This window comes from Aminiphilus sp. (assembly GCF_029975095.1).
Classification (GTDB): Bacteria; Synergistota; Synergistia; order Synergistales; family Aminiphilaceae; genus Aminiphilus.
Map to the genome: position 1 here is coordinate 1 of NZ_JARKPW010000222.1, position 22,118 is coordinate 22,118.

21 protein-coding genes and 1 pseudogene are annotated in these 22,118 nt (G+C 62.9%); 19 read left to right on the forward strand and 3 right to left on the reverse strand.

Annotation, left to right across the window (positions count from 1 at the left end; genetic code table 11):
* The 3 genes and pseudogenes from Q1K49_RS13600 to Q1K49_RS13610 all read right to left on the reverse strand — a co-directional run.
* Nucleotides 1–381, reverse strand: a pseudogene (locus Q1K49_RS13600) (branched-chain amino acid ABC transporter permease); the annotation flags it as partial.
* 216 nt (nucleotides 382–597) lie between these two features.
* On the reverse strand, nucleotides 598–1,554 hold the full coding sequence (locus tag Q1K49_RS13605; protein ID WP_213694196.1) for an arginine deiminase family protein: 957 nt from the start codon (nucleotides 1,552–1,554) through the stop codon (nucleotides 598–600).
* Between the two features lie 252 nt (nucleotides 1,555–1,806).
* On the reverse strand, nucleotides 1,807–2,478 hold the full coding sequence (locus Q1K49_RS13610) for a GntR family transcriptional regulator (protein WP_213694195.1): 672 nt from the start codon (nucleotides 2,476–2,478) through the stop codon (nucleotides 1,807–1,809).
* 588 nt (nucleotides 2,479–3,066) lie between these two features.
* Between Q1K49_RS13610 and Q1K49_RS13615 the strand changes: the two genes are divergently transcribed.
* The 19 genes from Q1K49_RS13615 to dctP form a co-directional block, all read left to right on the forward strand.
* A complete protein-coding gene (locus tag Q1K49_RS13615; protein WP_300526524.1) occupies nucleotides 3,067–3,834 on the forward strand; it encodes an aldolase/citrate lyase family protein in 768 nt (255 codons plus the stop codon).
* Nucleotides 3,831–4,622 (forward strand): IclR family transcriptional regulator, encoded by a 792-nt coding sequence (locus tag Q1K49_RS13620; protein ID WP_213694193.1) that lies wholly within the window; start codon nucleotides 3,831–3,833, stop codon nucleotides 4,620–4,622. The genes Q1K49_RS13615 and Q1K49_RS13620 overlap by 4 nt, the downstream gene beginning before the upstream one ends.
* Before the next feature lie 37 nt (nucleotides 4,623–4,659).
* Nucleotides 4,660–5,319 (forward strand): bifunctional 2-keto-4-hydroxyglutarate aldolase/2-keto-3-deoxy-6-phosphogluconate aldolase, encoded by a 660-nt coding sequence (locus Q1K49_RS13625; protein WP_300526525.1) that lies wholly within the window; start codon nucleotides 4,660–4,662, stop codon nucleotides 5,317–5,319.
* Nucleotides 5,320–5,334: 15 nt separating this feature from the next.
* Nucleotides 5,335–6,363, forward strand: a complete 1,029-nt coding sequence (locus tag Q1K49_RS13630) for a sugar kinase (RefSeq protein ID WP_300526526.1) — start codon at nucleotides 5,335–5,337, stop codon at nucleotides 6,361–6,363.
* A 25-nt stretch (nucleotides 6,364–6,388) separates the two neighbouring features.
* Nucleotides 6,389–7,546: a pyridoxal phosphate-dependent aminotransferase gene (locus Q1K49_RS13635; protein WP_300526527.1), complete on the forward strand. Its 1,158-nt coding sequence runs from the start codon at nucleotides 6,389–6,391 to the stop codon at nucleotides 7,544–7,546.
* Between the two features lie 175 nt (nucleotides 7,547–7,721).
* Nucleotides 7,722–8,861, forward strand: coding sequence for an ABC transporter substrate-binding protein (locus tag Q1K49_RS13640; RefSeq protein WP_300526528.1), 1,140 nt, complete (start codon nucleotides 7,722–7,724; stop codon nucleotides 8,859–8,861).
* Between the two features lie 78 nt (nucleotides 8,862–8,939).
* Nucleotides 8,940–9,824: a branched-chain amino acid ABC transporter permease gene (locus Q1K49_RS13645; protein WP_026368418.1), complete on the forward strand. Its 885-nt coding sequence runs from the start codon at nucleotides 8,940–8,942 to the stop codon at nucleotides 9,822–9,824.
* 12 nt (nucleotides 9,825–9,836) lie between these two features.
* On the forward strand, nucleotides 9,837–10,817 hold the full coding sequence (locus tag Q1K49_RS13650; protein WP_300526529.1) for a branched-chain amino acid ABC transporter permease: 981 nt from the start codon (nucleotides 9,837–9,839) through the stop codon (nucleotides 10,815–10,817).
* Between the two features lie 3 nt (nucleotides 10,818–10,820).
* Nucleotides 10,821–11,618: an ABC transporter ATP-binding protein gene (locus Q1K49_RS13655; protein WP_213693309.1), complete on the forward strand. Its 798-nt coding sequence runs from the start codon at nucleotides 10,821–10,823 to the stop codon at nucleotides 11,616–11,618.
* Entirely contained in the window at nucleotides 11,618–12,322 is a 705-nt protein-coding gene (locus tag Q1K49_RS13660) for an ABC transporter ATP-binding protein (RefSeq protein WP_300526538.1), read from the forward strand. Before Q1K49_RS13655 ends, Q1K49_RS13660 begins: the two co-directional genes overlap by 1 nt.
* Before the next feature lie 708 nt (nucleotides 12,323–13,030).
* Nucleotides 13,031–13,606 carry an acetolactate synthase small subunit gene (gene ilvN, locus Q1K49_RS13665; protein WP_213693308.1) on the forward strand — a complete coding sequence of 192 codons (576 nt, stop codon included), beginning with the start codon at nucleotides 13,031–13,033 and terminating at the stop codon, nucleotides 13,604–13,606.
* Nucleotides 13,607–13,837: 231 nt separating this feature from the next.
* Nucleotides 13,838–14,848 carry a ketol-acid reductoisomerase gene (ilvC, locus tag Q1K49_RS13670; RefSeq protein WP_300526530.1) on the forward strand — a complete coding sequence of 337 codons (1,011 nt, stop codon included), beginning with the start codon at nucleotides 13,838–13,840 and terminating at the stop codon, nucleotides 14,846–14,848.
* 77 nt (nucleotides 14,849–14,925) lie between these two features.
* On the forward strand, nucleotides 14,926–16,482 hold the full coding sequence (locus tag Q1K49_RS13675; protein WP_300526531.1) for a 2-isopropylmalate synthase: 1,557 nt from the start codon (nucleotides 14,926–14,928) through the stop codon (nucleotides 16,480–16,482).
* Nucleotides 16,463–17,743, forward strand: coding sequence for a 3-isopropylmalate dehydratase large subunit (locus Q1K49_RS13680; RefSeq protein WP_300526532.1), 1,281 nt, complete (start codon nucleotides 16,463–16,465; stop codon nucleotides 17,741–17,743). The genes Q1K49_RS13675 and Q1K49_RS13680 overlap by 20 nt, the downstream gene beginning before the upstream one ends.
* Before the next feature lie 60 nt (nucleotides 17,744–17,803).
* Nucleotides 17,804–18,016, forward strand: a complete 213-nt coding sequence (locus Q1K49_RS13685; protein ID WP_300526533.1) for a hypothetical protein — start codon at nucleotides 17,804–17,806, stop codon at nucleotides 18,014–18,016.
* Nucleotides 18,017–18,031: 15 nt separating this feature from the next.
* Nucleotides 18,032–18,592 (forward strand): 3-isopropylmalate dehydratase small subunit, encoded by a 561-nt coding sequence (locus Q1K49_RS13690; protein WP_300526534.1) that lies wholly within the window; start codon nucleotides 18,032–18,034, stop codon nucleotides 18,590–18,592.
* Between the two features lie 35 nt (nucleotides 18,593–18,627).
* Nucleotides 18,628–19,764, forward strand: coding sequence for an isocitrate/isopropylmalate family dehydrogenase (locus Q1K49_RS13695; protein ID WP_300526535.1), 1,137 nt, complete (start codon nucleotides 18,628–18,630; stop codon nucleotides 19,762–19,764).
* 67 nt (nucleotides 19,765–19,831) lie between these two features.
* Complete coding sequence (gene ilvB, locus Q1K49_RS13700; RefSeq protein WP_300526536.1) at nucleotides 19,832–21,535, forward strand: biosynthetic-type acetolactate synthase large subunit; 1,704 nt, start codon at nucleotides 19,832–19,834, stop codon at nucleotides 21,533–21,535.
* A 227-nt stretch (nucleotides 21,536–21,762) separates the two neighbouring features.
* On the forward strand, nucleotides 21,763–22,118 hold a 356-nt coding region (gene dctP, locus Q1K49_RS13705), incomplete at its 3' end, for a TRAP transporter substrate-binding protein DctP (RefSeq protein WP_300526537.1).

The window sequence follows — 22,118 nt, forward strand, 5'->3', positions numbered from 1 at the left end:
AATGACCGGAGGAAGGGCACGGAAGCGCCCTCCCACGGTGACGACGAAGATATTCTCGATGACGATGCTCATGCCCATGGAGGCGATGAGAAGGTAGAGGGTGACGTTGGTCCGCTCACGGATCGGTTTGTAGGCAAGTCTGTCCGTGAGACTGGCGCTGGCTCCCGCGGCGAGAAGGGACAGTCCGCCCGCGAGCCAGATGTTCATCCCCAGGGTCTTCAGGGCGAAGTAGCAGGAATAGCCCCCGATGACGAGAAAGCTTCCGTGGGCGAAGTTGGAGAAGAGAAGGATCGAGTACACCAGGGAGTAGCCTACGGCGATGAGGGCGTACACCGATCCCAGCGACAGGCCGTTGATGATCTGCTGCAGAAGAGTACCCAAAGGCGTTCACCCCTTGAAATGGGATAGGAGCCATTCACAAACGGCGTCATGGAGATGCATCGCAAAAGAAGCGTCCCCGAAGAAAGCGGGGGAGCGAGGCCACCGGGAAAGAGGTGCGGCGCACTATCACCTGCGCACCTCTTTCCATCCTTCCGCGGACCGGGCCGGAAGAGCCTCCATCGCTCCGGAAGTCCCCCGGCACCGGCCTGTGTCGCCTCAGATCTCGTCCCGGTCCAGGAAGGCGGACATGCAGTGCAGGGAGCCGTACCCCTTGAGGATCTCCGTCACGTCCGTCTCGATGACCTCCACGCCGCCCTTCTCCAAGGCCTTCCGTGTCTCGGGATTGCCCGAGGGAAGGACCACCACGCCGGGTTCGAGGGCCACCAGGTTCACCGCCGCGCCCCGCTTCACTTCCTCGATGGAGGGGGCCTCGATGATGGAGAAGCCCCGATCCACGAGAGGCTTGATCACGTCGTAGGGGGTTTGCCACGGGAAGATCAGGGCCTTCTTCCGGTCCACGATGTTCATCAGCCCGTCCAGATGGGCGTGCCCCCAGGGAATCTGGAAGCGGAGGATGTCCGTGACGCCCATGTACCGGAGGGTCTCCTCGACCTGGCGGACTCCCTCTTCGTTGGAGCGCACTCCCGTTCCGAGGATGATGGTCTGCCGGTCCACCCACATGCCGCAGGCGCCCTCGAAGACGCCCCGGCCGGAGACGGTGCGCACGATGGGACAGCCGATGCGTCCCAGAGTCGCCGCAACGGCCCGCTCCTCGCCCCGGCGGAAACGGGTGGCCTGGCGGCAGAGAATGGCCCCCTCGGGGGTACCGAGGACGTTGTCCCGCATGAAGAGCGCGTTGGGACGGTCCTCCCGCTGCTCCTCCACGTAGAAGACCTCCGCACCGGCCTTGCGATAGATCTCGGCAAAGGCGTCGTGTTGCGCCCGCGCCCTTTCCGGGTCCATGACGGCACCCCAGCGCCAGGCCGCGGGATCGGTCATGTTCTCGATCTCTTTGCCGGGCCGCCGCAGAAGCACCGCCCGGAGCTTGCCCACCTCGGAGGAAACGCTCCAGCGGCGTCCCCAGACGTGCTTCAGATCCTCCTCGAAGGAGGCGTCGTCGCTGAACCACTTCTCACCGTAATCGTCGAAGTCAAGGTGTTCCCGCTCGCTCATGAAAACCTTCCTTTCTCGTTCATGGCAACGTCTCCCTCAGGAGTTTCCGCTGTCCATTTCCGCAACGTCCCTTCCCGCAATGTCATTCTGCCTGTTCCGCCTTGCCGTCGAGCGCCACGGGCCGGTCCCACCCGGCTTCGCGGCACGGAGCGACGGCGCGCACCGTCCGTTCCGCATGCGCCCTTCGCCCCTTCTTTGTCCCAGAAAAGCGCAACGGGAGGCGTGGCGCGCACGCCACGCCTCCCGTTGCGCTCACGGTTTTTTGACCAGCAACGTGTACGAGGCCCTCACATGCCGTTCCATGGCCCGCCCGGCATCCTCGCAGCGACGCTCCCGGATGGCCGCAAGGATGTCCCCGTGTTCCGTAAAGGATGTTCCATAGTAGGGCGTGGCTTCCAGAGTTCTCTTTTCGGCACCGAAGAGAAAAAAAGTGTCGAAGAAGAACACGTAGATCTGGGACCGCCAGAAGCATTCTCCGATGTATTTCTCCAGATAGGCATTGCCGCTCATGCGAGCGATGCGCCGGTGAAATTCCTCGTTGTGTCTGGCGAAGGCCTCCCTGCGCCACCCCGTGTAATCCTCCGCTCCTTCCTCGAGGATCCGCTCCAGGCTCTTCACGTCCTCGGGGGAAGCATGCTCCGCAGCCTGCGCCGCAGCCATTCCCTCCAGCTTCTCCCGGAGGGAGAAGACATGGCGCATGTCCTCCGATTCCAGCGGAGGAATGATGCACCCCCTGGTGCTGTCCCGCTCCAGCAACCCTTCGGCGATGAGCTCCCGAAGAGCGATGCGAACGGGGGTGCGGCTGATGCCCAGCTTCTCCGCAAGGAACACCTCGGTGATTCTCGTTCCCGGGGCGAGTTCACGTTCCACGATGAGACGAAAGATCTCGTCCCGGGCTTTCGATTCGACACGTCCTCTCGGCATGTTTTCTCCTTCTCCTCCTGAATGGCTCGAGACGTTCCCGACCGTGGCCCTGCCACAGATCCATCCTTCCATCCGGAACACTCCGTTTTTTGGATCCATAAGTGGATACATCACGATTGTCTTTTCTTACACGAGGATCCCCACTTCTGTCAAGATGGATCATTGCACACCTTCCCGGTTCATACCGAAACTCGCTTCTTCCTGTCTGTCCCGCGTCGTGTGCCGAAAAGCTCCTTCGTCCGGAGCATGGCACAAGCGAACCGGCTTGATTTCCCCCGGAAAGAACCGCGTGCGCTGGACCTCCTCTCATGGAAATGGAAACGGCGGATCCGGAAACAACAGAAGATCGCGAGTACACAAAGCTCGTCGTTATAGAACCACACCCGTACCGGAACATGGACGAAAAAACGCTCGGCCCCCGCGTTTCATTGAATGAAACATTGTTTTAAAAATATCGACAAACCGCCCGCCGTCACTTATACTGTGTTCTATAGAGCAAGATGCTGTCTCGTTGAGTGAAACACAGAATCTTCATGGAAGCCACGCTGAAGTGCCCGGGGGCACAACAAAAAGGAGGCGGGAACGATCATGAAGAACAGGATCAAGGAAATGCTCGCCGCGGGAAAACCCGTCATGGGAACCTTCATCACGTTGAACTCTCCGGACCTTGTGGAGATCGCGGGTATCGCCGGGTTCGATTTCGTCATCATCGACGCGGAACACGGTCCGATGGATCCGGAGTCCCTTCAGAATCTCCTGCGGGGGGCGGAACTGCGGGGAGCCACGCCGGTGGTGCGCGTTCCCGAGACGAGCGACACCTGGATTCTCAAAACCCTCTACGTGGGAGCCCAGGGGATCCAGATCCCCCAGGTGAACAGCGCCGAACAGGCGGCACGCATCGTTCGGGGGGCCAAGTATTTTCCCCTCGGCAGCAGGGGCGTGGCGCTTCCCCGATCCTCCTCCTACGGCCTCATTCCCTTGGACCACGCCTTCGAGGAAGCCAACCGGGAAACCCTCATCGTGACCCACTGCGAAAACGTGCTCGGCCTGAAGGCGCTCCCGGAGATCGCCGCCGTGGAGGGCGTGGACGTGCTCTTCGTAGGCCCCTACGACCTCTCCCAATCCCTGGGCATCCCCGGGCAGATCGACCATCCGGACATGAAAAGCGCCGTCGCCCAGGTTCTCTCCGTGGCCCGCAATGCGGGAAAGCCCACGGGGATCTTCGTCACCTCCCCCGAAGAAGCGCTGCGCCGCCTCGATGAAGGCTTCCTCTACATCGCCTGGAGCGTGGACGGCCTGATCTTCGGCAACGCCTGCCGCACCGCGCTGCGGATCATGCGCGGAAACAGGGCATGACCGGCGCCACGGACTCCTCGAACATCAGGGTTCTCGACCGCGCCCTGGCCGTTCTCAACGCGCTGGTGGATTTCCGCGAGGACGCGGGCGTCACGGAGATCGCCTCCACCGTGGGGCTTTCAAAGGCAACGGTGCACCGGCTCCTCGTCACCCTCGAAGCGCACCGGGTGGTGCTCCGAACGGAGAACGGCCGCTACCGGATGGGGTCGGCACCGCTTTTGTGGGCCGAGACCTATCGGCGTCAGACCGACCTGGTCACCCTGGCAAAACCCGTCCTGAAGAACCTCCTCCAGGAAGTGGGGGAAACGATCCATCTTTCCCGGTTTCAGAACGGAGAGACGTTCTACCTGGACAAGCTCGAATCCTCCCATCCCGTGGGCATGCGCTCCCGCATCGGCGCGACCCTCGCCATGTACTGCACCGCCGCGGGAAGGGCCATTCTGGCGAGCCTTCCCCAGGCCGAGCTGGACCTTTATCTTCGTTCCGTTCCGATCGTCTCCCGTACGGAACGAACCCTCACGACCCCCAAGGAACTCCTCGCCATGCTCGGCACCGTTCGGGAACGGGGATGGGCGGAGGAGAACCAGGAGAACGAGGAGGGGATCCGTTGTGTCGGGGCGGCCATCCTGAACGCCAAGGGCTACCCCGTGGGAGCGTTGAGCATCTCCGCTCCGGCCTACCGCTTCGCCGACGACCAGCTTCGCCCTCTGGGGGAGAAGGTCCTCGAAGCGGCTCTGGCGATTTCGAAACTGTTGGGATACGACGGCGGAACGCCGTCGTATCCGTGAAGACCATCACGTCACATTTCACTCGGAGGGATTTCGCATGTTGCCCATCGCCAAGTACCAGATCCTCGACGCGATCCATGAAAAAGGAGTCGTGGCAGTCATCCGGGCCAGCGACAAGGAAAAGGGGCTCGGAGTGGCCAACGCCGTCTACGAAGGCGGCATTCCCGCCATCGAAGTCGCCATGACCGTTCCGGGAGCGCTGGAACTCATGGCCTTTCTCGCCGAACACCACCGGGGCTCCTCGCTGATCCTCGGCGCGGGAACGGTCCTCGACGCCCCGACGGCCCGGGCGTGCATTCTCGCGGGAGCCCGGTACATCATCTCCCCCAACCTCTCCGAAGAGGTGGCGTTCTGCTGCAACCGCTACGGAGTTCCCTACATGCCCGGCGTGGGAAGCGTGACAGAACTCGTCCGGGCCATGGAACTCGGTGTGGACGTGGTGAAGGTCTTTCCCGGCGAATGCCTCGGCCCCGAGTTCGTGAAGGCCGTCCACGGCCCTTTGCCACACGCCCGCATGATGCCCACGGGAGGCGTGTCGGAGGAAAATCTGGAAACCTGGTTCAAGGCAGGCGCCTTTGCCGTGGGCATGGGAAGCTCCCTCACCAAGGCGGGCGGGGGTGAGAACGATCCGCGGGCCGTCCGCGACGCGGCGGCCCGTGTCGTGGCGGAAATCGCCCGGATTCGAAAGAACCGCTAGAGGAGGTTTGGAGCGATGTCGAAAATCGTCACTTTCGGAGAACTCATGCTCCGTCTTTCCCCGCCGCACCACGAAATGTTCCTCCAGACGCCGGGCTTCGTGGCCACCTTCGGCGGGGCCGAGGCCAACGCGGCGGTCTCCCTCGCCAACTACGGCGAAGACGTGGCTTTCGTAACGGCTCTGCCGCCGAATCCCATCGGCGACGCGGCCATCCGGGAACTTCGGAGTTTCGGCGTGAACACCGCCTCCATCCGGCGCTCGGGGAATCGGATGGGCATCTACTACACCCAGACCGGCGCCTGCGCCCGCCCTTCGGTGGTGCTCTACGACAGGAACCATTCCGCCATCGCGGAGATCATGCCCGGCGAGTTCGACTGGGATGCCATTCTGGAGGGGACCGAATGGTTCCACGTGACGGGAATCACTCCCGCCATCTCCGAGGGAACCGCCCTGGCGACCCTTGAGGCACTGGAGGCGTGCCGCAGGAAGAACATCACCGTCTCCTGCGATCTGAACTACCGCAAGAAACTCTGGAAATGGGGAAAGAAACCCTTGGAGGTCATGCCCGAGATCGTCCGCTTCGTCTCGGTCCTCATCGGCAACGAGGAGGACTGTCAGAAGACGCTGGGCATCGAGGTCGACGTGGACGTCACGGCGGGAACCCTTGAGGCGGAGAGCTACCGGCAACTCGCGAAGGAAGTGCTCGCGGCCTATCCGAACCTTCGCTTCCTCGCCGTCTCCCTTCGGGAGAGCCTCAGTGCGGACAGCAACAACTGGTCGGGCATCCTCGCCGACCGGGACAATTTCTTCGTGAGCCGGAAGTACGCCATCAACGACATCGTGGATCGCATCGGCGGCGGCGATTCCTTCGGCTCCGGGCTGATCTACGGCCTCCGCAGGCTCGCCGGCCCCCGGGAGGCGCTGGAATTCGCCGTGGGCGCCTCGGCCCTGAAGCACACCATCCCCGGCGACTTCAACCGCATCTCCGTTTCGGACGTGCTCACTCTCGTGGGCGGGGATGCCAGCGGCAGGGTCCAGCGCTGACACAAAGAGGAAAGGAGCGAGTGCCATGCATCTGAGCAATCGGTCCCGCACGAACCCCCCTTCGGGAATCCGCACCATGTTCGCTCTCGCCGCAAACTACCCCGACGCGGCCAATCTCGGTGTGGGAGAGCCGAACTACGCCACACCGGAGCACATTGTCGAGCGGGGCGTCCAGGCCCTCCGCGAGGGCGCGACGAAATACACCCCCAACGCGGGCATTGCGGAACTCCGCAAGGCTCTGGCGGCAAAGCTCGCCGCGGAAAACGCCATTCCGGGAACGGAGCGCAACATCCTGGTGGCGACGGGCGCCTGCGAGACACTCATGCTCTGCATCTCCTCCCTGCTCGATCCCGGGGACGAGCTGCTCATCCCCGATCCCTGCTGGCCGAACTATCTCGGCCAGGTTCACCTCGCGGGCGGGGTGGCGGTCCCCGTGCGCACCTACGCCGAGGACGCCTTCCACATGAGGGCGAAATCCATTGAAGAGGCCATTACTCCCCGCACGAAGGCGCTTCTTCTCAACTCACCCTCCAATCCAACCGGAGCGGTGCTCCGCAGGGAGGAACTGTCGGACATCGCCGAGGTGATCCGCCGTCACGACCTCGCGGTCATCTCCGATGAACCCTACGAGCACCTTCTCTACGACGGGCGCGTTCACGTGAGCCTCGCCTCTCTTCCCGGCATGGCCGACCGGGTTCTTACGGTGAACAGCTTCTCCAAGACCTACGCCATGACAGGGTGGCGGGTCGGCTTCGTGCACGGCCCGGAGGAGAGCATCGCCTCCATGACCCGGTTGCAGGAGAATTTCTCCTCCTGCGTCAATGCCGCCGCTCAGGTAGCCTGTCTCGCCGCTCTCGACGGCCCCCAGGATGTCGTGGAGAAGATGCGCCTCGGCTACCAGAGACGGCGGGATCTTCTCGTGAAAGGACTCCTTTCCATTCCGGGCGTGCGTTGTCACATGCCCGAGGGGGCTTTCTACGCCTTCCCCGACATCTCCGCCTTCGGCAAAAGCTCCGAGGAAACGGCCCGGCTGCTGCTGGAGAAGGCCGGAGTGGTCACGGTCCCCGGAAACGCCTTCGGCGCCGCGGGAGAGGGATTCTTGCGCCTCTCCTTCGCCGCATCGGAGACGACCATCGAAACGGCGCTGGAGCGCATGAGAGCGTTTCTGACGTCTCTCGCATAAAACGACGCGCCTCGCGTCACGGAAAACACTGCCATTTCCCGGAACCCATTCTTTTCTCGGGCTGGAGGTGAGACATGACGGAAGAAGTCGCGGCGAGACGGAACCGAATGCGACGCAGCGCTCCGGCGCAAAACGCAAAAGATGTGCCAATTCTGAAGGGAGGAAACGGAGAATCATGAAGAGAAATCTGCTCCTGTCCCTGTGCGCACTGCTTGTGGTCACGCTTTTCGGCGGTATGGCCTTCGCCGCCGACCAGATCAAGATCGGCGTGGTGGCTCCCATCACCGGACAGAACGCCATCGGCGGCCAGTACATCAAGAACGGCGTCGAACTGGCCGTGAAGGAATTCGCCCCCGACGGGCTCGAGATCGGCGGCAAGAAGTACGAGGTGAAGGTGATCTTTGAGGACAACGAGAACAAGCCCGACATCACCGCCAACGCTTTCCGGAAACTCATCGACCAGGACGAAGTCGTGGCCATCGTCGGCCCCGACGCCTCCTCCACCTCCCTCGCGGGAGGCCCCATCGCCCAGGCCGCGGAAGTTCCCGTGGTGACCACCTTCGCCACGAACCCCAAGGTCACCCAGGTGGGGGACTACATCTTCCGGGCCTGCTTCATCGATCCCTTCCAGGGGAGCGTCATGGCCAAGTACGTTATGGAGAACCTCAAGGCCACGAAGGCCGCCATCCTCTACAACAACGGCAATGACTTCTCCAAGGGGCTCACGGAGTTCTTCAAGCAGAGCTTCGAAGCCATGGGCGGCAAGGTCGTCGCACTCGAGGCCTACGGCGGCTCGGACATCCGGGATTTCAACGCCCAGCTCAACAACATCAAGGCCAGCGATGCGGAAGTGCTCTACCTGCCCAACGCGTTCTTCGAGACAGGACTCCAGATGAACCAGGCCCGCAAGGCGGGCATCACCGTTCCCTTCGTGGGTGGCGACGGCTGGGACAGCCCGGATCTTCCGAAGATCGCCGCGGGAGCCGAGGAGGGCGCGGCCTTCACCGCCGCCTTCTCCCACGAGGCACAGCGCCCGGAAGTGCAGGCCTTCGTCGAGAAGTACAAGGAGAACTACGGCACGGTGCCCAATTCCAACGCAGTCCTCTCCTACGAGGCCACGGCCATCGTCCTCAAGGGACTGAAGGACGCGGGCAAGGTGGAAGGTCCCGCCCTGCGGGACGCCATTGCCGCCATCGACATCGATCTCCCCTCGGGGAAGATCAAGTTCGACGAGAACCGCAATCCCCAGAAAGCGGCGGTGATCATGCAGTTCACCGGCGGCAACACCACCTACGTCACCACCATCAATCCGTAGCGCCATCCTCCGGACCCCGAAAGAGGGCGGCGGTGCCGCCCTCTTTCGGAGACGAATCGCTGCAGGGAGAGGGTCAACGTGCGAGAAACACTTCAGCTTCTCATCTACGGCGTGCAGTTGGGCGTCATCTACGCCCTCATCGCGCTGGGCTACACCATGGTCTACGGCATCATCAACCTGATCAATTTCGCCCACGGCGACCTGGTCATGATCGGGGCCTTCGTGGCTTACTTCGCCGCGGAACTCCTGGGGGCGAATTTCCCCCTGGCCATCTTCCTGGCCATGCTCATTCCCGCCTGCCTGAGCGTGGCCATCGAGCGCCTCGCCTACCGGCCGCTGCGGAACAAACCGCGCCTTTCGGCCCTCATCACCGCCATCGGCGTGTCCATCTTTCTCGAGAATTTTCCCCGCATGCTGCCCTTCATCGGTCCCAACTACCGGCCGTTTCCCATGCTCATCCCCTTCAAGAACTTCACTCTTCCCACGGGAGCGGTGCTGAACTCCATTCAGATCGTGAACATTCTCGTCTCCGTCGCCCTTATGGTGGCACTTACCTACATCGTGCACCGCACCAAAGTCGGACGGGCGATGCGGGCCGTTTCCTTCAATAAAGACGCAGCATCGCTCATGGGCATCAACGTGAACCGCATCATCGCCGTGACCTTCTTCCTCGGCGCGGCCCTGGCCGGAGCGGGAGGAGTTCTGTACTCCATGACCTATCCCATGATCGATGTTCTCATGGGGATCTGGCTCGGCACCAAGGCCTTCATCGCGGCGGTTCTGGGGGGTATCGGCTCCGTTCCAGGGGCCATGCTGGGCGGACTGATCATGGGCATCTGCGAGGTCGTGGCCACGGCCCTCTATTCCGAGCTGGGATACGGATCGGGGTTCGTGATCCTCATTCTCATTCTCCTCTTCCGTCCCGCGGGGCTGCTCGGCAAGGTCAAGATCGAAAAGGTGTAGGAGGCGAACGCGATGGACACCCTACGAAAATATCTCCCGATTCTCGGGCTCGCCGCCTTCTATGTCCTCGTCATGGCACTGCGCAAGGCGGGGGTTCTGACCTCTTACTACGTGCAGATTCTCATGTTCGCCATGATCAACTGCATGGTCACCCTGGGGCTGAACCTCATCAACGGCTTCACGGGGCAGTTCTCCATAGGTCAGGCGGGTTTCGTGGCCGTGGGGGGGTACACCTCCGCGGCGGTGACGACCCTGCTTCTTCCCTCGTCGGTGCTCGTTCCGGCCCTCCGCCCCCTGATCTTTCTCGTTTCCGTCTTCATCGGAGGCATCGTGGCGGGAATCTTCGGCTACCTCATCGGCAAACCCTCCCTGCGCCTCAAGGGAGACTATCTGGCCATCGTGACCCTCGCCTTCGGGGAGATCATCCGTTCCCTCATCCGGCTCATTCCCCAGGTGGGCGGACCGCGGGGGTTTTCGGGGATTCCCCGGTACAGCAACCTCCTCTGGATCGTGCTCTTCTTCGGCGGCACCATCTGGGTTCTGCGGAACTACATCTACTCCTCCTTCGGAAGGGCCTGCATCGCCTGCCGCGAGGACGAGCTGGCCGCGGGCACCATGGGCGTGGACACGACCAAGTACAAGGTCATGGCCTTCACCATCGGTTCCGCCATCGCCGGTGTGGCCGGAGGACTCCTGGCGCATCTCTTGGGCTATCTCCATCCCGACCAGTTCAACTACCTCAAGTCCATCGATTTTCTCGTCTATCTCTACGCGGGTGGTGCGGGAAGCATGACGGGCTCCATCATGGGAGCGACACTTCTGACGATTCTTCCCGAAATGCTGCGCTTCCTCTCGGGATGGCGCCTTGTCATCTACGGCATCGCCCTGGTCTTCCTGATGCTCTTCAGGCCGCAGGGCATCTACGGCGGCAAGGAGCTTCCTTTCCTTGTCCCGAAGATCCGGCGTCCCGAAGGCTACGAAGGGGGGCAGTGAGCCATGACGACTCCGCAGGAGACATCCCGGCCGATTCTCGACGTGCGCAATCTGAGCATCGCCTTCGGCGGTCTGAAGGCGGTGACGAACTTCACGCTCTCCCTTCCGGAGGGAGAGCTGGCGGGGCTCATCGGGCCCAACGGAGCGGGGAAGACCACGGTCTTCAACATGCTCACGGGTATCTACGCGCCCACGGAAGGGGAAATCCTCTTCCGCGGTGAAAATCTGGTGGGGAAACCCACCCACGACTACACGATCCGGGGCATCGCCCGAACGTTCCAGAACATCCGCCTCTTCAAAAACCTGTCCGCCCTGGACAACATCAAGATCGCCCGGCATCCCCGGATCACCTACGGACTCGTTCCCGCCTTCCTGCGCTCCCGGAGCGTGACGGAGACGGAACGCCAGGTGGAGGAGGAATGCCTCGTCCTCCTGGAGAAACTCAACCTGCTTCCCTTCGCCGACACGCTGGCCACGAACCTGCCCTACGGCATCCAGCGGCGGCTCGAAATCGCCCGTGCCCTGGCCACTTCGCCGAAGCTCCTTCTTCTGGACGAGCCCGCAGCGGGGATGAATCCCCAGGAGGTGGACACCCTGGCGGATTCCATCACCTGGATCAGAAAAGAGTTCCAGGTGACGATCCTCCTCATCGAGCATCACATGCAGCTCGTCATGGAGATCTGCAACCGGATTTCCGTCCTGAACTTCGGCGTCACCATCGCCGAGGGACAACCCGAGGACATCAAGAACGACCCGAAAGTCATCGAAGCCTATCTCGGCAAAGGGGGGAAGGTGGCATGATGCTCGACGTGAAGGACCTCCGCGTCGCCTATGGCGCCATCGAGGCCGTGAAGGGCGTCTCCTTCTCCGTGGAAAAGGGGGAGATCGTCACGCTCGTGGGCGCTAACGGCGCGGGCAAGACGAGCATCCTCCGGGCCATCTCAGGTCTCGTTCCGGCCAAAACGGGGGAGATCCTCTACCAGGGGCGGAACCTCGTGGGAATTCCTCCCCACGACATCGTCAGCGCCGGCATCACCCACGTGCCGGAGGGGCGCCTCGTCTTCCCCAATCTCACCGTGGAGGACAACCTGCTTCTGGGCTCCTACATCCGCAAGGACACCGCCGCCGTCGCCGAGGACATGGAGAGGGTCTTCTCGCTCTTTTCCCGCCTCAAGGAACGGCGCAACCAGGAAGCGGGCACCCTTTCCGGAGGCGAGCAGCAGATGCTCGCCGTGGGCAGGGCCCTCATGGGACGGGGAACGCTCATGATTCTCGACGAACCCTCCATGGGACTCGCGCCTATCCTCGTCGAGGAGGTCTTCCGGACCATCGTGGAAGTCCGGAAGTCCGGCATGACCATTCTCCGGGGGGAGCAGACCGCCAACAGGGCCCTCGCCATCGCTGACCGGGGCTATGTCCTTGAGACGGGGCGCATCGTCCTCAGCGGCAAGGCATCGGACCTGGCCGCCATGGACGAGGTACGTGCGGCCTATCTGGGGCGCTGAAAAGGACAGATCGTTGCGACACATCTTACGTTTCACGTTGCGCATTTTCGGAGCGTAACGTTCCCGAAGGCGTCTTTTTCGCCGGGATTGCGTGATGCGGCAGGAATTTCGCGGGATACCGCGAAAGATTCCGCGAACACGCGGACAAAAATTTCGTTCCTTTCCCTCTCCTCCAGGAGAGCAATCCCGGAGGAGAGGGGCGTCTCACGCCTTGCAATATCTGCACAAAAAGCCTGTGCCTCTTCTTTTTGAAAGGTCCCGGAAGAACGGAATTTTTGCTCCTTCCGCAACAAAAGATGACACTTTTGAAAAAGAGGGTTGACACAGAACGCAAAGGCGCCTAGAATGTCCAAAAACTCGAACGGCCCAGCCGAACGATGACCGAAGCTCACGAAAAGGAGGGATGACTCGTGCACGAGACACAGGCCGCAACAGTGATTCGCTCTTCTCTGGCCCTTATTCTGCTTGTAGTCCTTATTCTTCGCTGCGGGTCCCCTCCCGGAGCGCTCGGTCGCATGTAACCGACCGAAGGGCTACCAGGGCCGGGACCCGCAAGACGGGTTCCGGCCCTTTTTTCATGTATTTTCACATTACGCAATTACCGTAGCAAAGAAAGGTTCGAGACACGACTGCGGAGAGTTCGAGCGCCGCGAAGGGCGGCAGGGAAGCAGCGACAGCGCACCACCATCCGAGTGAGGAGGGAAGGGCATGCGGCACAAGCACACCACCATCAGCGTTCTGACGGAAGATCACCCCGGAGTTCTCTCGCGGCTTTCCGGGCTCGTGTCCCGGAGAGGATATAACGTGAACAGCCTGAGCGTGGGGCGCACGCATCAATCCGGACTTTCCAGGTTCACCCTGGTCGTAGGCGGGGACGATGTGCCCGCGGACCAGATCGTGAAGCAGCTTGAGAAACTCGTGGAAACCGTGGAGGTCCGCAGCCTGAGCAGAAATCCCTTCGTGGAGCGGTGGATGATGCTCGTGAAGGTCCACGCTCCCATGGATGTCCGTCCCCACGTGCTCCAGACCGCGGAGGTCTTCCGTTGCCGCGTGGTGGACATGGGAGAGGACGCGGTGATCCTGGAACTCACGGGAGACCAGGGGAAAATGGATGCCTTCGTCGAGGCGGTTCGCCCCTTCGGCATCCTGGAAGTGGCCTCCAGCGGCGCCGTCGCCATGGAACGCGCCGGATTCGCCGCCGATTCCCGCACGTCCCGGCAGGAGATTCCCGTCCGCGAGACGGAGACGGAATCCCTGCGACATCCCGAACCTTCATTCGCATGAATCCGCGCCGGGGAGAGCAGACGTGCTCCCCGGCGCGGTATCTGAAACGACCGAGGAAGGGAGGAGAAAAGACCCCGGCGTCAACCCGGGGAGAACGTCTCGGAAAAGACGCGTTCAAAGGGCTGCAACATCGGACGAAGACAGGACAAGGCATTCTTTCCGGGGCACATTCGCGCTTTTCTCGGAGAGATCCCGAATCGGATCGAGGAAAAAGCTGAAGGAGGAAGAAACGTGGCAAACGTGTACTACGACAAGGACGCACAGATGAAGGTACTCAAGGGCAAGACCGTGGTTATCCTCGGATACGGCAGTCAGGGCCATGCCCATGCCCAGAATCTCCGCGACAGCGGTGTGTCGGTGCTCATCGGTCTTCACGAGGGCAGCCGTTCGAAAAAAACCGCCGAAAAGGACGGTTTCGAGGTTCTCTCCGTGGCAAAAGCCGTCGCCAAGGGAGACATCATCATGTTCCTCATGCCCGACCACGTCCAGGCGAAGGTCTATCGGGAGGACGTGCGCCCCAATCTGAAGAAGGGTGCCACTCTCGCCTTCGCCCATGGGTTCACCATTCATTTCAACCAGGTGGAGCCCCCGAAGGACACGGATGTCTTCATGATCGCCCCCAAGGGACCGGGCCATCTGGTCCGCCGCATGTACGTGGAGAAGAAAGGCGTTCCCGGCCTCCTGGCCATCTATCAGGATGCCTCCGGCAAGGCGAAGGATGTGGCCCTCGCTTACGGTTCCGGCATCGGCTGCGGCCGGGCGGGCATCATCGAGACCACCTTCGCGGAGGAGACCGAGACGGACCTCTTCGGCGAACAGGCCGTTCTCTGCGGCGGCGTGACGGAGCTTGTGAAGGCCGGATTCGACACGCTCGTCGACGCGGGATACCAGCCCGAGATCGCCTATTTCGAGTGCCTCAACGAGCTGAAGCTCATCGTGGACATGATGTTCGAGGGCGGCCTGGGATGGATGCGCTATTCCGTGAGCGACACCGCCAAGTACGGCGATTGCGTCGCCGGTCCCAAGGTGGTGGACGCGCACGTACGGGAGAACATGAAGGAACTTCTCCGCCGGGTGCAAAGCGGCGAATTCGCCAGGGACTGGATCCTCGAAAACCAGTCCGGCCGTCCGGTGATGAAGAAGTGGATGGAGCGGGAGAAGAATCATTCCATCGAGAGGGTCGGCGCGGAACTGCGCAAGATGATGCCCTGGATGGAGGCCAAATCGGCTCCGGAGGATTGAGAAACAGTGCTCCTTCTCCGCTTTCGGGAGGCGCCGGAGCGGAGAAGGGCCTTGGCAGGGAAGGAGTCTGAGAGAAGATGAGCGAGGATTTCGTACGCATTTTCGACACCACGCTGCGGGACGGCGAACAGTCCGCGGGAATCAACCTGAACTGCGCGGAAAAACTCCAGATCGCCCACCAGCTCGCCCGCCTCCAGGTGAACGTCATCGAGGCAGGATTTCCCGCCGCGTCACCGGGAGATTTCGAGGCCGTCCGGAGCATCGCCGAGCAGGTTTCCGGCCCCGTCATCGCCGGACTCGCCAGAACCAGAACGGAGGATCTCCAGGCCTGCGCGGAAGCGGTTCGTCCCGCCGCACGTCCCCGGATCCACACGTTCATCGCCACCAGCGACATTCATCTCCAGTACAAGCTGAAGATGACCCGTGAAAAGGTCCTCGAAGAGGTCAAGCGCGCCGTCGCCGTCGCTCGGTCCCTCATTCCGGACGTGGAATTCTCCGCGGAGGACGCGAGCCGCTCGGACATCGACTTCCTCGTGGAAGTCTTCAGAACCGCCATCGCCGAAGGGGCGACCACCATCAACATTCCCGACACGGTGGGCTACGCGGTCTCCAAGGAATTCGGCGCCTTCGTCCGAGAGATCATCACCCGAGTGAACGCGGGACCCGACGTGATCTGGTCCGTGCACTGCCACAACGACCTTGGGCTCGCGGTGGCGAACTCCCTTGAGGCCGTGGCCTCCGGAGCCAGGCAGGTGGAGTGCACCGTGAACGGCATCGGCGAACGGGCGGGAAACGCCTCCCTGGAGGAGATCGTCATGGCCCTGCGGACGCGGAAGGACCGTTTCGGCGTGGAGACCCGGCTGGACACCAAGCGCCTCTATGGCGCGAGCCGTCTCGTGTCGCGCCTCACGGGCGTGCAGGTTCCCCCGAACAAGGCCATCGTCGGCGGCAACGCCTTCGCTCACGAGGCGGGGATCCACCAGCACGGCGTGCTCTGCAACAAGGCCACCTACGAGATCATGACTCCCGAGGACGTGGGAGCCCCGGGAAGCCAGCTCGTGCTGGGAAAACACTCGGGGAAGCACGCCTTCCGGAAGCGCTTGGAGGATCTGGGGTACAACCTCACGGAAACCCAGGTGGGTGAGGCCTTTTCCCTCTTCAAGGAACTCTCCGACAAGAAGGAGATGGTCACCGACGGAGATCTGGAGGCCCTCGTGGTGGACGACATCCTCGCCGTCGTGCCGAGCCGGCGTTTCGTCCTCAAGGATTTCAGCGTCAACCTCGCCGGAAAGGGAAGAGCCACCGCTTCGGTGACCCTCCACGACGGCACGGAGGAACGGAGCGACGCCGCGACGGGGAACGGTCCCGTGAACGCCTCTTACGCGGCGATGATGCGCATCGTGGGCTTCAAGCCCGAACTCGTGAGCTACAAGATCACCGCCGTGAGCGAAAAATCCGACGCGGTGGGAGAAGCGGACATCGTCCTCAAAACGGACAATCTCGTGGCGAGAGGACGCGGCGCCAGCACGGACGTCATCGAGGCGAGCATCAAGGCCTACGTGAACGCCGTGAACCGCCTCTATCAACTCGCCGCCGCAAAGGGAGTGACACTGCATGCCTCGAACGCTGCCTAGCGCGATTCTGGCGGCGCACACGGCGGATTCCGCCAAGGAGGGGGACATCTGTTCCGTCCGGGTGGATTTCGCCTTCGCCAACGACATCACCGCTCCTCCCGCAATGCGCGCATTCCGGGAGATGGGTGCCCGCAAGGTCTTCGATCCGGCCCGGTGCGCCATTCTGCCCGATCACTTCACGCCCAACAAGGACATCGCGGCGGCCCAGCAGGCCAAGGAGGCCCGGGACTTCGCCCGCGAGACGGGCATGCTCTACTGGGAAGTGGGACGGGTGGGCGTGGAACATGCCTTCCTTCCCGAGCAGGGGCTCATTCTTCCCGGCGACATCGTTGTGGGCGCGGACAGCCATACCTGCAGCGGCGGCACCCTCGGGGCCTTCGCCACGGGCATGGGCTCCACCGACCTGGCCGCCGCCTGGGCACTGGGAGAGACCTGGTTCCTCGTCCCCCCCACCATCCGGGTGGATTTCGAGGGAACGCGTGCGCCCTGGATCACCGGCAAGGATTTCATTCTCGCTCTTTTGGGACGCATAGGCGTTCAGGGAGCACGCTACGCCGCCCTGGAGTTCGGCGGCGGCGCCGTGAAGGATCTTCCCCTGGACGACCGCTTCACCGTGGCCAACATGGCCGTGGAAGGCGGCGCCAAAGCGGGGATCTTCGTTCCCGACGAGACGGTCCTCGCCTACGCGAAAGCCCGGGGCAGGCGCCCCTTCGAGGCGATCTACCCCGACGAGGGCGCGTCCTATGCCCGGCGCATCGAGATCGACGCGGCGGCGCTGGAACCGCTCGTGGCGGCCCCCAGCTCTCCGGGCAACATGCGGCGTGCGGCGGAACTCTCCGGAACCAAGGTGGACCAGGTCTTTCTCGGCTCCTGCACCAACGGGAGGCTCCGGGACATGGAGCTCGCGGCGAAACTGCTCAAGGGACGGCGCGTCGCCGACTCGGTACGGTGCATCGTCATTCCCGCCTCCTACGAAGTCTTCGCGGAATGCATGAAGCGGGGCTATCTGGACATCTTCATCGAGGCGGGTGCCGCCGTGAGTACCCCTACCTGCGGTCCCTGTCTGGGCGGACACATGGGCATTCTCGCCGCGGGAGAACGCTGTCTCGCAACGAGCAACAGAAACTTCGTGGGACGTATGGGCCATCCCCAGAGCGAAGTCTATCTGGCGGGTCCCCTCGTGGCGGCGGCCACCGCCGTGACGGGGCACATCACCGACCCCCGGGAACTGGTCTCCGGGGATTTCTGGAAGACCCTTTGAGCCGGAAGGGCTTTCCTTTTCAGCGGTATCGACACAACCGGACGAAATGAGGTGGAGAAGATGACACGCAAGGAATCGGAAAGAAAGGAACGCATGGCATTTCCCCAGACGTATTCCCATTTCGCCTTCTCCTTCGAGAACGGTTCTCCGCTCTTCACCCGGGAGAAACAGGACGCACGGAGCGCGCCGGAGAAGACCGACTATCTGGGAGGGCTTTTCTGCGGTCCCTTCGGGGAACCGTACCGAGACCCCTGGCAGGACGACCAGGCCTGAGAGGAGACCTTCTTCATGGCAGAGACCGAGAACCGGAACAACCAGGCATCTCCCCGGGGAACCCGCCTGGAGGGAAACGCCTGGAAGTTCGGGGACGACATCGACACGGACGTGATCATTCCCGCCCGCTATCTCGTCACCGGCGATGCGGCGGAGCTGGGTAAGCATTGCATGGAGGACGCGGACCCCGCGTTCGTCTCCAAGATCTCCGAGGGAGACATCATCGTCGGGGGCGAGAACTTCGGCTGCGGCTCCAGCCGCGAGCACGCGCCCCTGGCGGTGAAGGGGGCGAAGGTTTCGTGCATCATCGCCGCCTCCTTCGCGAGAATCTTCTTCCGCAACGCCATCAACGTGGGGCTCCCCATCTTCATCTCCCCCGAGGCGAGCGCGAAGATTCAGCCTGGAGACCGTCTCTCCGTGGACGGAGTTGCCGGGATCATCACCAACCTCACCCGAAACGAAACCTACGCCGTCGCGCCCTTTCCTCCCTTTCTCCAGGAACTCATCACCACGGGAGGACTCGCGCCCTATGTGAAAAAGCGCCTCGCCGCGCAGGAACAGGCCGTCTCCGCCTGACCGCCCCATATCCCGAGAGGAGCGAAAACGCATCCATGAAGTCGATCTCGAAATCCTACAGAATCGCCGTCATCCCCGGCGACGGCATCGGCAAGGAAGTCACCGCCGAGGCGCAAAAAGTGGTGAACGCCGCGGGAGAGGCCTACGGCTTCGGTGTGGAGTGGCATCCCTATCCCTTCGGGGCGGACCACTATCTGCGCACCGGGGAAATCTTTCCCGACTCCGTTCTCGGCGAACTCGAGCAGTGCCAGGCCGTGCTCCTCGGCGCCATCGGCGACCCCAGAGTCAAACCGGGCCTTCTCGAACGGGGCATTCTGCTGCGGCTTCGCTTCCACTACGACATGTTCGTGAATCTGCGCCCCGCCCGCAGCTTTCCCAACACGCCCCTTCCCGTGGCCATTCCCGAGGGGAAGCGCATCGACACCGTGGTGGTCCGGGAAAACACGGAGGATTTCTACATGGGCATCGGCGGCGAGGGACGGGGGAGCGATCTCTCCTTTCCCGTCGAGATCTCCCGGGACCTCTACTCCGTCAAAGGCACCACGACCCTTTCCTTTTCTCCCGAGACGAACGCGGCGGTGCAGCTCGGCCTCGCCACCGAAGAGGGCGTGCGCCGCATCGCCACCTACGCCTGCGACACCGCACGGCGCCGGGGTGAAAAGAGCGTTCTTCTGGCGTCCAAGTCCAACGCTCTGCCCCAGATCTACGGCTTCTGGGAGACCATCGCCGGAGACGAAGTGCGCGGACAGGGACTGGACTTTCAGGTGGCCAACGTGGACGCCCTCTGCTACCACCTGGTGCGGAACCCCTGGAAGTACAACACCATTCTCTGTCCCAACATGTTCGGCGACATCGTGAGCGACCTCCTGGCGGGCATCGCGGGAGGGCTGGGCGTCGCCGCGGGGGCGAACATCGGCAAGGGCCTCGGCATGTTCGAGCCCGTCCACGGCTCCGCGCCGGACATCGCCGGAACGGGAAGGGCCAATCCGCTCGCGGCGATTCTCTCCGCGGGACTCCTGCTCTTTTCCCTCGGAGAGACTGAAGCGGCGGCGAAGATCGAGAGCGCCGTGGAAAACGTCCTCGGCAAGGCCGACAAGGCCGCGCTTCCCGCGGAGTTCGGCGGCGGCGCCACGTGCAGCGCCGTCGGGGACGCCGTGGCGGCGGCAGTGTAGCCGAAACGGACACGATCCGCGAAAAGCTCCGCAAAACGCTCCAGAGAAAAAGAGAGGAGAGACGATCATGACGATGACCGGAGCCCGAATGGTGGTGAAGGCTCTTGAGGCGGAAGGAGTGGAGGTGGCCTTCGGCATTCCCGGAGGCACCGTGGTGACACTCTACGATGCGCTCTACGACGCACAGTTCAAACACGTCCTCGTACGACACGAACAGGCCGCCTGCCACGCCGCCGACGGATACGCCCGCGCCTCGGGAAAGACCGGAGTCTGCATCGCCACGTCCGGCCCCGGAGCGACGAATCTCGTCACGGGCATCGCCAACGCCGCCATGGACTCCGTTCCTCTCGTGGTGCTCACCGGGCAGGTCCTGACGAGCCTCATCGGCACCGATGCCTTTCAGGAGGCGGACATCTTCGGCGCCACGCTTCCCATGGTGAAGCACAGTTTCTTCGTCAAGAACACGGAGGACCTCCAGCGGGCCATTCGGGGTGCCTTCCACATCGCGGGGTCGGGGCGCCCCGGACCGGTCCTCGTGGACATCCCCGCGGACGTGCAACGCGCCTCCGGCACCTTCGCCTATCCGCCGGAGGTCTCTTTCCCCGGCTACGACCCCAAGGGAAAAGAGAATCTCGCCGATCTCGACCTCGCCCTGGATGCACTGCTCTCCGCGTCCCGACCCGTTCTCATCGCGGGAGGCGGCGTCATCCTCGGCGGTGCCTGGGACTCCCTCCTTCGCCTGGCGGAGGAGCAGGGTATTCCCGTGGTCAACTCCCTCATGGGCAAAGGAGCATTCCCCGAGACACATCCCCTTTCCCTGGGGCTCGTGGGAATGCACGGCATGCCCTGGGCGAACCTGGCCGTCTCGGGCGCGGATCTCGTGATCGGCGTCGGAACCCGGTTCTGCGAGCGCAGCACGGGACGCAAGGACCGCTACGCCCCGAAGGCGCGGATTCTCCACATCGACCGGGATCCCGCGGAGATCGACAAGAACATTCCCGCCACGTACCGCCTGGTGGGAGACGCGAAAAAAGTGCTCGACCTGCTTCTGGAAGGAACGAAGGGAAAATGCCGGGAACGGACGAAGGCGGGGCGAGAGGCGTGGCACGCCACCATCGCGGAGTGGCGCCGGGCCTATCCGCTGCAGTCCACGTTCCCCCGGGAGGAACTCGCCCCCTGGGGCATTCTCGCGGCCCTTCGGGAGCGGGCTGGAAAGAACATGCCGGTGGTCACCGAGGTGGGACAGCATCAGATGTGGGCCGCCCAGCACTGGACGACCGAGATCCCCAGAAATTTCATCACCTCGGGCGGTCTCGGCACCATGGGCTTCGGCCTTCCCGCCGCGGTGGGCATCTCCCTCGCCCGGAGCACACCCCGTGGACCCGCGCCGGTGGTGTGCATCGCCGGAGACGGCAGCTTCCTCATGAACTGCCAGGAACTGGACACCATCGCCCGCTACGGACTGCCCGTGAAGATCGCCCTGTTCAACAATTCCTCCCTGGGGATGGTCCGGCAGTGGCAGCAGCTTTTCTGGAACGAGCGGTACAGTTTCACCCGCACCGAGGGGTACGACGTGGGAAAACTGGCCGGCGCCTTCGGCATCCCCGCCCGGCGGGTGGACTCGAAGGCGGATCTGGCCGAGACCGCCTCGTGGCTCTTCGACACCGAGGGACCTGCCGTGGCGGATTTCCGCATTCCCCAGAAGGACCTGGTCCTTCCCATGGTCCCCGCCGGAGCGGCTCTGGACGAATTTCTCCACACCATCGCCTAGGGGGCGGCACTGAACGGAATCCTTTCGATGCGCGGCTTTTCCGCCGGACCGTCGCATTTTTTCCGGGAATGTCCCGGGAGAAAAATCAACGAAACTCTCCATTGACGGCACTACGATGATGAGGTATAGAAAACGCACCGTTCGCGGGGGAAGGCGGCTTTCGAAGAAGTGCGCCTTCCTCCTCTCTTGCGGTCGGGGGTCATTCATCTTTCAGGAGGTGTAGGGATATGAAACGTCTTCTGCTGTTGTGCACCATCGCGTGTCTCCTGTTCGCCCTCGCGGGGAACGCCCTCGCGGCGACGGAGATCAAGCTCGCCCACGTGGTGAACGAGAAGGACGCGTTCCACCTGGCGGCGGAGAAGTTCAAGGAACTTGTGGAGAAGGGCTCCGGCGGAGAACTCTCCGTGACGCTCTTCCCCAACGCCACGCTCGGCGACGAACGAACCCTGCTGGAGCGCATGAAGATGGGCGTGGTGGACATGGGCATCATCACCAACGGTCCCATCATCAACTTCGTGCCCACCTTCGGCGCCATCGACCTGCCCTTCCTGTTCCGGGATCCCGAGCATGCCTACAAGGTTCT